General features: G+C 57.5%; 11 protein-coding genes and 1 pseudogene. 5 read left to right on the plus strand and 7 right to left on the minus strand.

What is annotated here, in order from left to right; genetic code table 11:
- Positions 1–87: 87 nt before the first annotated feature.
- Positions 88–951: a LysR family transcriptional regulator gene (locus tag ACVINW_RS06950; RefSeq protein WP_456750609.1), complete on the plus strand. Its 864-nt coding sequence runs from the start codon at positions 88–90 to the stop codon at positions 949–951.
- A gap of 120 nt (positions 952–1,071) precedes the next feature.
- On the opposite strand, the gene ACVINW_RS06955 is transcribed toward ACVINW_RS06950, so the two are convergent.
- Positions 1,072–2,169 (minus strand): enolase C-terminal domain-like protein, encoded by a 1,098-nt coding sequence (locus ACVINW_RS06955; protein WP_456750610.1) that lies wholly within the window; start codon positions 2,167–2,169, stop codon positions 1,072–1,074.
- Positions 2,170–2,509: 340 nt separating this feature from the next.
- Here ACVINW_RS06955 and ACVINW_RS06960 point away from each other — a divergent pair, with 340 nt between their 5' ends.
- Positions 2,510–3,094: a GNAT family N-acetyltransferase gene (locus tag ACVINW_RS06960; RefSeq protein ID WP_456750611.1), complete on the plus strand. Its 585-nt coding sequence runs from the start codon at positions 2,510–2,512 to the stop codon at positions 3,092–3,094.
- Positions 3,095–3,307: 213 nt separating this feature from the next.
- Positions 3,308–3,943 carry a hypothetical protein gene (locus ACVINW_RS06965; RefSeq protein ID WP_456750612.1) on the plus strand — a complete coding sequence of 212 codons (636 nt, stop codon included), beginning with the start codon at positions 3,308–3,310 and terminating at the stop codon, positions 3,941–3,943.
- A 294-nt stretch (positions 3,944–4,237) separates the two neighbouring features.
- Here ACVINW_RS06965 and ACVINW_RS06970 read toward each other — a convergent pair whose 3' ends face one another.
- Positions 4,238–5,155: a LysR substrate-binding domain-containing protein gene (locus ACVINW_RS06970; protein ID WP_456756324.1), complete on the minus strand. Its 918-nt coding sequence runs from the start codon at positions 5,153–5,155 to the stop codon at positions 4,238–4,240.
- 100 nt (positions 5,156–5,255) lie between these two features.
- On the opposite strand from ACVINW_RS06970, the gene ACVINW_RS06975 reads away from it, so the two are divergent.
- Positions 5,256–6,662, plus strand: coding sequence for an MFS transporter (locus ACVINW_RS06975; RefSeq protein WP_456750613.1), 1,407 nt, complete (start codon positions 5,256–5,258; stop codon positions 6,660–6,662).
- 156 nt (positions 6,663–6,818) lie between these two features.
- Here the strand turns inward: ACVINW_RS06975 and ACVINW_RS06980 are convergent, their stop codons facing one another.
- The 5 genes and pseudogenes from ACVINW_RS06980 to ACVINW_RS07000 form a co-directional block, all read right to left on the minus strand.
- Entirely contained in the window at positions 6,819–7,325 is a 507-nt protein-coding gene (locus ACVINW_RS06980) for a DUF1993 domain-containing protein (protein ID WP_456750614.1), read from the minus strand.
- Between the two features lie 19 nt (positions 7,326–7,344).
- Positions 7,345–7,452, minus strand: a pseudogene (locus tag ACVINW_RS06985) (HAD family phosphatase); the annotation flags it as partial.
- A 269-nt stretch (positions 7,453–7,721) separates the two neighbouring features.
- A complete protein-coding gene (locus ACVINW_RS06990; RefSeq protein WP_456750615.1) occupies positions 7,722–8,117 on the minus strand; it encodes a tautomerase family protein in 396 nt (131 codons plus the stop codon).
- A 2-nt stretch (positions 8,118–8,119) separates the two neighbouring features.
- On the minus strand, positions 8,120–9,502 hold the full coding sequence (locus ACVINW_RS06995) for an amidase (RefSeq protein WP_456750616.1): 1,383 nt from the start codon (positions 9,500–9,502) through the stop codon (positions 8,120–8,122).
- A 19-nt stretch (positions 9,503–9,521) separates the two neighbouring features.
- Entirely contained in the window at positions 9,522–10,901 is a 1,380-nt protein-coding gene (locus ACVINW_RS07000; RefSeq protein ID WP_456750617.1) for an MFS transporter, read from the minus strand.
- Positions 10,902–11,007: 106 nt separating this feature from the next.
- Here ACVINW_RS07000 and gcvA point away from each other — a divergent pair, with 106 nt between their 5' ends.
- A complete protein-coding gene (gcvA, locus tag ACVINW_RS07005) occupies positions 11,008–11,901 on the plus strand; it encodes a transcriptional regulator GcvA (RefSeq protein WP_456750618.1) in 894 nt (297 codons plus the stop codon).
- The last annotated feature ends 204 nt before the right edge of the window (positions 11,902–12,105 follow it).

A 12,105-nucleotide genomic window follows, 5' to 3' on the forward strand; every position in this document is an offset into this window, starting at 1 on the left:
TTCGTTTGATTGTGTCGCGCAAGCTAGCCCGATAAGATTATTTCGAATATCAGATAGTTTTGAAGTCTCACTTCAGGAATTCGAAAGATGGCGACCTTCGATCTGGACGGCCTGCGCACCATCGTATTGGCCGACGAGCTCCAAAGTTTCGCGCGAGCTGCGGCGGAGTTGGGCCGGTCTCAATCAGCAGTGAGCATGCAACTCAAGAAACTCGAGGAGCAGGCGGGCTGCCCGCTATTTCGTAGAAAGGGTCGCGGACTGGTCGCAACGGAAGCAGGAGACTCCCTGCTTGCCTATGCGAGGCGAATTCTAACCCTTCACGACGAGGCCGCGGCATCTATCGGCGCCTCTACCTCTGCTGCGTCGGTCCGTATGGGCCTTCCTCAGGACTTCTTTGAGGACATCATGCCGGATGCAATTACGCAATTTTCGCGGATAAGACCTGGCGTCCACGTCGAAGTCCGGGCGGGTCGTAATTATGCGCTCGAGGACGAGGTGCGCGCTGGCCGGCTGGACATCGCATTGGCCTTTTTCCGCCCCGGATCGGATAGCCATGGCTTAAAGCTCTCGACCCTTCCCATGTTCTGGTTTGGATCGGCGCGCGGAAAGACGGTCACGGACGGACCGATTGCTCTCGTACTATTCGACCACCCTTGCCTTTTCCGTCAGGCCGCCATCCGGACGCTTGAGACCAAAGGACGCAAATGGCGTCTCGCACTCACAACACCTAGTTTGCCAGGCGTATGGGCTGCCCTGCGATTTGGCCACGGTCTTTCTATCCGGACCCGGCATCGCGTTCCGTCGGGGATTGCTAACGTTGGCGAAACGCTTGGTCTCCCTCGGCTGCCAGCATTGGAACTACGACTACTGTCCGCAGCTGGCCTTTCTCCGGCGGCTACGGATCTGCGTGACATCGTCGTGCAGTCAGTTCGAAAACACGTCCGAGCGTAGATCTCGCAGAGTGTCGTTGCGAGCCGGATCCCTTCAGCTTCGACGGCGCTACCACCCGCGAGATCGAAGCCCCCGCCGAGCGACAAGCTCCACGAGACCCAGGTTGCGCCGTGAGGCGCTCTAGAGACTCATGAGGTGAGCTGCGACTGTCTCTTCATTCCATTCCAGACCTAGACCAGGCGTGTCCGGAATGTGCAAAAGTCCGTCCTTGATCTCATATGGCCGCTGCAAAATCGGATCGGCCCAGTCCTGCCATTCCAGCCAATGTGCAGTCTCTGTCGCGCGCATGACATGAGCCGCTACTTCAGGATAAAGATGCGTAGAGATCGGTATTCCCGCGGCGCCGGCGATAGCAGCTGCCCGTGTCCAACCTGTCACCCCGCCAATTCGCATGAAATCAGGCATCACCAGGTCGCAAGCCTTTTTAGCGATTGCCTTATGCATCTCGCGTGGACCGTAGAAGTTCTCTCCGATCTGGATCGGCGTCTTCAGCTCGGCAGTCAGCTGAGCGTGTCCATCAAGATTGTCATAGAGAACAGGCTCTTCGATCCAGTCGAGGCCATAGTCATCGATCATGTGGCATCGTTCGATAGCTTCGGCGAGATTTAGTCCCTGGTTGTAATCAACCATCAAATGCATGCGATCGCCCACGGCTTTTCGAACGGCCTCGAGGGTCGTTAAATCCTGGCGCGGATCGCTTCTTCCGAGGCGCAATTTCAAGGCCGAGAATCCTCCCTCGTCGCGCAACTCAAGGGCTTCGGCTGCGACGGCCGCGGGCTCCTTCAGCCAAAGACCGTTGCTGTTATACGATTTTACGGCGCCGACCGTGGCGCCCAACAACACGCATAATGGCTTGTTTGCGGCCTTCGCCAACGCGTCCCACGCAGCCATGTCCAGGCCCGACGCTGCAATCATGGACAATCCCTCGTAGCCGACGAAATGCAGGGACTTGCGGGCCGCATCGAATAGCTCGACGGGCGCCACGCATCGACCTTTAAGCAGTTCGCTGAGATCGTGAAGCGCAGGGACCAGATATCGCATCGACTTCACGATATATGGTTCGAGATAGCTTCTCCCGACGACGCCCTCCTCCGTCACGAGATCGATCAGGACCATCGGCCATTCCGACAGTGTGGCGATCCGCGCGACGACGGGCCGCTTCAGCTTGAGCACAACCGGTCGCGCTCTGATCTCTCTCAGTGTCAGTGTATCGGGCATGTCGATTGCCTTCCAGCTCGAGGAAGCTGACAGAACTGGCTGGAACAATTCCGGTCGTCATTCGATTTTGTATCTCACCCAATGTAAATTCACTACCGGTATATCTAGCCGGCTGAATGGCCCAATCTGCGCGAGGTCGAGACGACAGATGGCCTTTCAGCAAGCAACGCTGGCACGCTGTCTTCGACCCTCCTCCGCAGCTGCCTCTCGATGTTACCGCAAAGTATACCTGCTTGCATGCACCACGCATTACGATGTCGGACAAACATAGCGCGCTCTTCGGTATCCGATCAGGTTTCCGCCGTGCGCCTGTCCAGAACTGTCGTGCATCGGAGGAAGTATGTTTGCTTTGCGCGCACCTCACGCGTCGCTTGCACGGATCGATGGCCCTCGCATCGAGACCCACCGACTGATCCTGCGACCATGGCGCGAGGACGACGCTGCGCCCTATACCGCCATGCTGTCAGACCCCTCCACTTCGCGCTACATCACGGCCGATGGAAAGCCAGTCGTCGATCCAATGACGGGATGGCGCCATGCCATGATGATGGCTGGCCATTGGGCTGTATACGGCGTCGGCATGTTTGCAGTCGAGGAGAAGACTTCGGGGCTTTTCGTGGGGCGGGTTGGCCCCTGGTTTCCACCCGTTTGGCCAGGGTTCGAGGTCGGCTGGGCCATTGCTAAGCAATTTCGTGGCAATGGCTACGCGGTCGAGGCCGCTCGCGCGTCTATTTCTTGGGCTTTCATGAACTTCACCATGAGCGAAATTATTCATTGTATTGACCGCGAGAACAGAGCGTCTCAGGCCACCGCCACGCGTCTCGGCGCCCGAATGGGACGCGAAATCGAGCTTTTCGGACATCCCGCAAATGTTTGGGTGACTGATCGCGAGGCTCTCTTGCAGAGGCTAGATCCAGTCACTTAGAGAGGTCTTCGCTGAGAAGCCCCAACTTGAGATGAGGGCACACTGTGTAAGAACGACAAGCCTAGCGCGGAGGGCGGCCGACTGCGGTGGGTATCCTGCATTGCGATTTCAAGAGGATCGATTGCGACTAGCAGGTCTTGAAAGTTTGATGATCGAGTCACCACATCGAAAATGACAGCGCTAGTGAGCCACCTTTTACCGGAGGGAATGCTCGTGACTGCTAGTTCGTTGCTTCAGTTTTTTCAGGCCGGCGCAGTCTCTGCCGGATTTGTCTTTCTCGTACCAGTCTTTCGTCTCATTCGGGACGAGATTCAACCGGGCCCAACCGGCCGGCGGCGGCCGGTTCGACTTAAGGCTATCGCGAGTATTTTCCTCTTCGCGATTGTCTCACTTACGTTTTTCCTTACCGGCGTCTATGCCCAAAACCTGGCACCGGATCCATTCTTGGACTACGAGACGCTGGAAATGGGCCACTATGGGTTTGACACAACGACCAACCCGGTCAAATTCCAGATGACCGTTGCGCGGCCTGATACGAGCCGGTACGTACGCAAAGTCGATGCGAGCGGCTACGATATCGTGCTTGGAGTGAGGGAAGATAGCCAATTGTCTCTCGAGGACAGGACCTATGACACTGCAATCCAACATATGAAATTCGCCACCACAGACATGCGCGAATGGAATCCGAGCGCCAAAGACCTCGCGATGTTTCAATCGAAATGCGTGCGATTTTCGATCTTTGGTATTTCAAACGCGGAACCGCATAGCATCGGAAGCACGTTCAATCCGCGGGATTACAAGACAATTAAGCTCTTCGATACCCGCAGTACCGGAAACCACTGCGGATAAGTTCGGATATTAGATGGAAAGAGGTGCACATATGAAACTGCTGCTTCGCGTCGCTATCGTGGCTGCTCTTACGGCATTTAGCCCCCAGCTTCTGATCGCGGACGCCCACGCGGATTGCGGAAGCCATATCGTCTGCTGAGAGAGCCCAGCTGAAATGAGTTAGCCCCCGCCAGACACTGGTGGGGGTTATCCTCTGCAGAGATGTGAATTACTAACCGCTTAAGGGCGAACAGGAAGGGCCGCGCCGCATCTGCGCTCCGTTCATCAGGCAACATTCCATGCGTGGTATCCCAGCTAAGGCCTCGTTACCGTAGTGGATGTCTCCCGAGAAAGCCAGTTGACCAAAATCCGGATGACTCGATCGCCGGTGAGCTCTGGACGCCAGCGTGCGACATGCACTTTGCTTGACGACACGTGAGGTGTCGTCATTAAAGCTGGTACCAGACGCCCATCGGCCACTGCATCGGCAATCAAGAGCGAACGTCCGAGTGCGATCCCACCACCTTCCACGGCAGACGTGAGGCAAAGCCCAATGTCGCGTAGGACGAGACCACGCGGCAAGGCTCGCTTCACTCCAAGCGTTTTGAACCAGAATTCCCAACTCCACTCGCCGGTCGGATCGCCCCCCTTTTGGATGAGCGGAAGCTCGGCCAGGTCGGCCGGATCTGTCAGGGGCTTGCCTTTGGGCAGCAGACGAGGCGCACACACCGGTACCACGCGCTCCTGAAAGAGCGGCAATTCGGTCGAGCTCGGCCGCGCCTCAGCGGCCGACGTCCAAACAATGCGAAGATCGACCGATCTTATTGAGTCTCGCCCCGTTTCGATTGGCTCGAAGTCAACGTTGATTTCCGGATGCGCCGCCTGAAACGAAGGAAGTCGCCGGACGAGCCACCAAGCCGCCAGCGCCGTGCCTGCGCCCAATCGGACCGTTCGTCGGCTAGCGTGGCGCCGCAGGCGAGGCTCAAGTCCGGCTATGGTATCGAGCAAGCTCGTTAGTTCGAGTCTAAGTAGGGAGCCCTCTGGGCTGAGATCAAGTCCGGGATTAAGCCTGCGCAGAAGAAGCGTCCCATAGAACTTCTCCAGCCGTCGGATTTGATGGCTGACCGCACTCTGGGTCACGCCAAGTTCGTCAGCCGCACGGGTGAACGAGCGGTGGCGGGCAACCGCGTCGAACGCAACTAGCGATGCAAACGGTGGTAGGCGACGAACCATTACAGCCAAGGACAATCAGATAGAGGCCCATGATACAGTTTCATGGGATTTTGAGAATGGATCATTCGCTACCAAGCTGCCGCTCCGCCATCTTATGGCCATGGCAGATCATCCCAAACTTGTAGTCGTCGACGATCCAACGGCAGAAGACGAGAATCCTTCTCCACGGTTGGCCTGGTTTGCGCTTTTCGCAGCAAGTGTCAGCAGCTTCCTATTCCAGGTCGATCTAACGGGCTTGGCCGCAGCATTGCCGGACATCGCCCGCAGCGTCGCCATACCGGCCAGGGGCCAGGCCTGGATTATCGACATCTACAGCCTTGCGCTTGTCTTTGCCCTTCCGATCGCCGGTCCTGTCGCAGACCGATACGGCCGTCGACGTGTGTTCATTTGCGGCGGGCTCTTGTTCGGCTTGGCCTCAGCGCTCTGTGCGGAGGCAACCACGCTCATCGATTTGCTTACTTGGCGTGTACTGCAAGGCGCAGCCGGCGCTGCGATCACGTCGTCGGCGTCGGCACTGCTCGCGGCCGCTTATTCGGATAAGCAGCGAGCATGGGCCTTTGGCATCTGGGGCACCGTAGGTGGGGCCTCAATGGTCATCGGACCACCGCTCGGAGCCTTTATCGCCGCTACCACCGGCTGGCCATGGATCTTTTGGATGAATCTGCCGCTTTGCATAGCGCTCGTGGTCCTAGCCTGGCCACTGGCCGAATCGGAGCGCATGAGCTCTAGGCCCCCAATGGATTGGCTCGGACCGGGCCTACTGGCGCTCGTTGTCGGCTCGTCCGCATACGCGCTTCTGTCATCGGGCGGGTTTCGTTTGAGTGCATTGGCAATTGGCCTCGCAGCGACCTGTGCGTTTTGGTTTGCGGAACATAGACACCCGCGCCCGGCTTTCGATTTCGAACTGTTCTTGTCTGCTCGATTCCTGGCGCTTTGTATCACAGCTGTTGCCGCCTCGATCGGCTACTGGTCGTTGCTCGTCCACCTACCGCAAATGTTGCGCGGGCCAATGGGCTTTGATGCAGGCAGCTCCGGACTTATGCTGACCGCGCTCACGGTGCCGATGTTCGTTCTGCCAAGCCTGGGGGCACGGCTGTCGCAAGCTATACCGGCAAGGCTTTATTTCGCCGGGGGATTAACCGTTGTCGGGATCGCAGGATTGGGCCTGGCTGTCATTTCAGCAGACCTCTCGAACCCAGCGGCCGTTTCCTCCGTCGGGGCGATCTTGCTCCTGGGCGGAACCGGATGCGCGCTAATCAACGTTCAGATCACGGCCTTCGCGGTTTCTTCCGTTCCAGGGGATCGGGCGGCAACAGCGGCGGCCATGTGCGTAACAATGCGCCAAGTGGGCTTTGCGCTTGGCATCGGTCTAATAGGAGCCGTTCTGAATCTGGACGACCGCAACCAGTATCCGCCAGCTTTTCTGCTCGTTGGTGCGATCACACTTTTGCTCGCCCTACTGGTGTTCGCCCTTCTCTCGCAATCATCCGCCAAATGGCAGCGGTAACGAGACGAGACGGGACAGGTCACGGTTGCTTAACCGCTTCGACGGGCTCAGTGTCAACTTTGCTCAGCAGTCGTTTGAGCTTTGGAAGTCAGCCGGATTATGCTTGCCGTAAAGCAACGCTATTGCCCCGTCAGGAGTCAATTTGGCTCGAGCGCTTTAAATCTCACCGAGGAAATCGCGCTTGCCGAGCGGTACCCCGCCATGACGCAAAATGTCATAAGCGGTTGTCACATGAAAGAAAAAGTTGGGAAGCACCCAGCTGAGCAAATACCGACGCCCATCGAGCTGCCGCTCGACCCCGCCGAACTTGATCGAAATCATCCGGGTGTCAAATTGCTCGGGCATCTCTGGCCCGACGCTGGAGATATACTTGACGGTGTTGGCAATTCGAGTTTGGAGCTGCTCGAAGGATCGCTCGTCGTCCAAGAATTTCGGCGCCTGCACTCCGGATAACTTGGCGACTGCCGCTTTCGCGTGATCCGCCGCGATCTGCACTTGCCGGACGAGCGGAAACATATCCGGGGCCAAGCGGGCCTCTAGCAGTACGGCATGGTCAAGATTGTGTGCGCTCGCGTGTGCAATGGATATTCCGAGGATGCCGGACAGATTTTCAAGTGATTTGATCAAGACCCCTACGGATGCCTGATGCATGGTGAGGGACATAGTTTTCCTCCGGGATAAGTCAAATTTTCAGTGCGGCAAGCGCTCTGGTGACATCGTCCGAAGATGTAACCTGAACCGCAGTCAAGCCGCGCGCCTTAGCGCCTGCGACATTCTCAGCCAGCGACTTTAAAAACTGGGAGCGCTCGCCAAGCCGTACAAGTACAGTGACAAGCGCTCCCAGGCCACCAGCGCACACCGCCTGAAATTAGATGGTGGAACATCGACTTCAATACACCAACGGGTCTACTTGTTGACTTACCGTCTTAAACGAGGCTGCGTGCGGCGCTACCAATATTAGACCTGGACCCGACAGCGTCAGTTTCTTCTTCTCTGCCGCGACCACAAGACGATCAGTTTCCATCCCCACAATGGGGTCACTCATGCGGTTATGGCAGCTCAGGTTGAGGAGGTCTCCTCGGCACACCAATCGTCGCTAAGGCCGCCCAGAAGCGGATGATACATTTCATCCCCCGCGTGCTGAGTGAACTCGACGTTGACCTGTTCTAACTTCAAACCAAGTACCTCGATGCAAGCAGCAACCAGCGCTTCGGCAAGCTTCGCGCGCTGCTCGGCTGGCCGCCCTCTCCGTATGTCGCACATCAGCAGGGCCGCCTGGTACGGCTCCGCCTCCGTACACCGCCAAACGCCGCCGTCTAATTCGCGGATTGCAACGGATATGCGACGGATGCTTGCCTGCATGTGCTCGCTATAGATTTGCCCCAATTGCATGGCCAACGCTTTTTTCTGGTCGGCAGGAAATGTGCGATAAACGTCGAGCTGGAGGTATGGCATCGCTATTTGTCTCCTTTGAGCTGCATCGCTTCTTCAATAGCCCCGGCCATGGAGAGCAAGCGCCAGTCCTGATTATTACGTCCAACTACCATCAACCCGACTGGGACCTTTCCGATTTCCTGAATCGGAATTGAGATCGCGCAACAGTCCAGGAAGTTGAACGGAGCTGTATTGCGCAGCAGGAGCGATCTCACCTCATCCTCTCTTTCGGCAGCTTCTTCGAAAGTCGGAGCTATAACTGCAACCGTCGGGAGTAGAAGGCCGTCGTAGGACGCCACCGACTTGTTGTAAGCGGCAACCATCTCAAGCCTCCGCTCAAGCATAGTGGCGTATGCGGCGGGCTCGATCGCACCGCCAGTCTCGATCCGACGCCTTATCGGTGGATCGTAGAGATCTCCGGCCGATTGCAGGAATTGCTTATGCCATTCGAATGCCTCAAACGATTGGATGATCCGGTTTCCGGCACAGGCATGAACGTCCGCAAGAATAGGAAGATCAACTTCCGAGATAACCGCGCCTTGGGCGCTCAGGATCGTGCAAGCACGTTCGAAGGCTCGGCTCACATGCTGGTCGAGCTTTTCGAGGAGAAACCCCGCAGGAATGGCAAGGCGGAGCCCTCGGATGGACCCGCGCTGTGAGATCTGTGGAGGTTCCCCGGAGATGACCGCGAACAGCGCGGCGCAATCCTGGACCGAGTTCGCCATGGGGCCGATCGAGTCGAGACTGGTCGAGAGCGGAATGCTTCCTGTAAGAGGCACGCGCGAACCTGTTGGCTTAAAGCCTACGATGCCACAAAGTGCCGCGGGCACCCGTATTGAACCGACTGTATCCGATCCTATCGCGCCGAGAGACATTCCGGCGGCGACCGAAACCGCGGCGCCGGAAGAAGATCCCCCAGGTATTCGACTAGCATCCCACGGGTTGCCTGGGGTGCCGAAGCTTCCGTTTAGACCGACGACGGAGTACGCGAACTCGGTCATATTGGTGCTGCCGACCAGGACGCCGCCCGCCCGTTTCAACCTCGCCACGACTTCGGCATCTGTCGTTGCAGGAGCAACGCCGTCCAGCACACGGGAAGCGGCCTGTGTCTTCTGCCCCTCTACATCCAGAAGGTTCTTTACCGAGATCGGCGCTCCCGCAATCGGCGAGAGCCGATAGTTTCGGTCAAAGAGCTTATCGATGCTCGCACCAACATCGCGCGCTGACTCCGGCCAAAGTTGAACAAATACGCGGCTTCCATCGCCTTCAGGATCGAGACTCCGCTCAAGGCATTTATCGACGACCTGCTCGCAACTCAGCCGACCTTCGCGACGCTCAACCGCGAATTGCTCAATGGACAGTAAGGCTTCATTGTTCTTGATTGGCGGATGCAGATTGAACGTCATAGTATCTCCGGGAGTTTTGTCAGTTTGTCGCAGGGAGTTCGTGTCTGCGATTTGGCCCTGAGCGTAAGACGCCAGGCTGCACGAGTAGCATCGCTGTCATTCCGATGAGCGACACGATCCCGACTGCCACGAACATCGAGTCATAGCCATGACGCTCGATCAGGTAACCTGAGAGCGTTGGAGCCACTACTGACGACAGGTTCGCGATGAAATGGGTGATGCCGCTAAATGCTCCGACGCGAGACATCGGGGCCGTATCGATGACCACCATCCAATAAGTCGCGTTCGGTAATGTGTTGAGGGCGTTGGCCAATGTAATCAACACAATGGCCTGCCAGGCCGAGCTCGCAAGCGGTACCGCCAGGAAGCAACAGGCGGCGACGAACAGCGAACCTGCGGCAAAGTAGCCCCGCGCCGCCCTTAAGTTTCCGGTCCGCCTCAGGATGGTATCGGAAAGGCGGCCACCAACGAGGACAGCTATACAGGAGCCGACCCACGGAATCATCGCCACGTACCAGAGCGATGAGAGCTGATAGTGAAATTGATTTTGGAGGTACTTCGGTGACCAGAACACCAGGAGAAAGGTCACGTACAGGAACGCAAAGTATCCCACCGAATTGAAAAGCAACGTGCGGCTGCCAAAGAAAGAAAACCATGAAGGCTGTGGTTGTTCAGTGCCAGGCCTTTCTACGGAGCCGCTCACTCCGGCCCTGATTTCCGCCAATTCAAGCTCGTTGACGCGACTCGATTCTTCTGGCCGGTCCCGGACGATCAGTGCAAACAGCCCAACCAGGATCAAACTGATGGCGGCGATCAGGACAAAGGTGATCCTCCAGTCGCCGAACCACAGTAGCAGCCCGACCGTGATCGGCGCGGTGATCATCGATCCTACTGGAGTGCTTGCGAGGGCGATGGACGATAGAAGCGCGCGCTCCTTGGGCGCGGCCCAACGCGAGACCGTCTTGTTGATAATCGAGAATGCCGGCCCCTCCGCAAGACCGAACAATATCCGAAAGACTGCAAAGCCCGCGAGGGCAGAGCCACCAAAAGCGGCCAACCCTATGTTACCCGCCCAGGCCGTGGCTCCCTCGAGCAAGGACCAGGTTACGCCGGCAATCAACCATACCTTCCTCGGCCCCAGACGATCGGCGAGGTAGCCGCCGAGCATGGCGCCGAACATGTAGCCATAGCCGAAATATCCGAGGATGCCTCCCCAGTCGGCTTTATTGAATCCGTACTCTGAAATAATGGCCTCTGACGCGTACGACAGGGCTCCACGATCGACATAATTGATTGTCGCAATCAAAAACAGCAGCCCTACAACGACATACCGGAAACGGGATGCCTTTGCCTCCTGCCTAGCCGTTGATCTGACGATCGGACTCTCCAGCGACGCCATTGAGCTCCCTCCCCATTGTGAGTATTTCTAATTGCTGGCTCGTCTCAAGCTCGCTGTCCAAGCAAAAGTCCTTGCAATCTAGGTTAGTTTTTCTCACATTTACCCAATGGCGTTCAAAAATCTCCCGTTGGTCGCTTTGCGCGCTTTCGAAGCCGCGGCGCGGCATTGCAGCTATAGCCGCGCCGCCGACGAACTCGGCTTAAGCCATGGCGCAGTCAGCCATCATCTGAAGGCGCTCGAGCAATCATTGGGGGTTGGCCTGTTCCGACGCGAGGGACAGCGAATGGTTTTGACCGAGCACGGCCAACGGCTCGCGGTGCATGCGAGCGAGGGGTTCGCTCACTTGTTACGAGGGTTCGAAGAGGTAAGGATACGACAGCGGCAATCGCGGATAGTGACCATCAGTGTACTGCCGGCGCTCGCTTCCAGGTGGCTTATCGATCGGCTGCTCGAGTTTCAGGAGCTGGAGCCTGATATCGAGGTGGCGATGACGGCCTCGCCCCTGCTCGTTGACTTCTCGCGAGATGGCATCGATATGGGACTGCGCTACGGAGCAGGCCGCTGGCCACGCGTCAAAACGGACTTGTTATTTGATGAGCAGCTATTTCCCGTCTGCAGTCCCGCATTCAACGAACTGAAAAAGCTCAAGAGCCCGGAAGATCTCTCCAAGGTGAAATTGCTGCACGACCAGCGGATTCCCTGGTCCGTCTGGCTGCGGTCTGCGGGGCTCAAGGTGCTGAAATTGCCAAGCGCTGGGCCAACCTACAGCGATGCAGGCCATCTTCTACAAGCGGCTGTCGCAGGCCATGGCGTTGCGTTGGCAAGGAGCGTTCTGGCAAAGCCGGACCTCGAAGCTGGTCGGCTCATTCGACCATTCGAACAAGCTGTACCCGCGGAATTCGCCTATTACGTCGCATTTCCTGATGATCGGCCTCTGCGCCAACCGGCCGCCCTTTTTCACGCTTGGCTACTCGAGGCCGCGAAGAAGACCTCGTTATAGCCGCGCGATCTTCGCGGAACGGAGGCGATGTGCAGCTCCGGCGCAAGCCCTTCACGCTGTTTAGCTCAACTATTCGTCCAAGCCAGAATTTCTAGTTTGCCGCGGCATTCCGCTCGCGCAACCCTAGGCGTGCGGGGCAAGCGGCCCGATCTTTTGATACTCACTGATAAGGATACAATCATGCGCGGTAGACTGATTTGGAGA

This window comes from Bradyrhizobium sp. USDA 4461 (assembly GCF_054055655.1).

Bases quoted from the DNA above. Each gene is read 5' to 3' on its own strand.
- ACVINW_RS06990 (WP_456750615.1), bottom strand. From the start codon at position 8,117: ATGCCATACCTCCAGCTCGACGTTTATCGCACATTTCCTGCCGACCAG.
- ACVINW_RS06970 (WP_456756324.1), bottom strand. From the start codon at position 5,155: ATGGTTCGTCGCCTACCACCGTTTGCATCGCTAGTTGCGTTCGACGCG.
- gcvA (WP_456750618.1), top strand. From the start codon at position 11,008: ATGGCGTTCAAAAATCTCCCGTTGGTCGCTTTGCGCGCTTTCGAAGCC.
- ACVINW_RS06960 (WP_456750611.1), top strand. From the start codon at position 2,510: ATGTTTGCTTTGCGCGCACCTCACGCGTCGCTTGCACGGATCGATGGC.
- ACVINW_RS06950 (WP_456750609.1), top strand. From the start codon at position 88: ATGGCGACCTTCGATCTGGACGGCCTGCGCACCATCGTATTGGCCGAC.
- ACVINW_RS06980 (WP_456750614.1), bottom strand. From the start codon at position 7,325: ATGTCCCTCACCATGCATCAGGCATCCGTAGGGGTCTTGATCAAATCA.
- ACVINW_RS07000 (WP_456750617.1), bottom strand. From the start codon at position 10,901: ATGGCGTCGCTGGAGAGTCCGATCGTCAGATCAACGGCTAGGCAGGAG.
- ACVINW_RS06995 (WP_456750616.1), bottom strand. From the start codon at position 9,502: ATGACGTTCAATCTGCATCCGCCAATCAAGAACAATGAAGCCTTACTG.
- ACVINW_RS06955 (WP_456750610.1), bottom strand. From the start codon at position 2,169: ATGCCCGATACACTGACACTGAGAGAGATCAGAGCGCGACCGGTTGTG.
- ACVINW_RS06975 (WP_456750613.1), top strand. From the start codon at position 5,256: ATGGCAGATCATCCCAAACTTGTAGTCGTCGACGATCCAACGGCAGAA.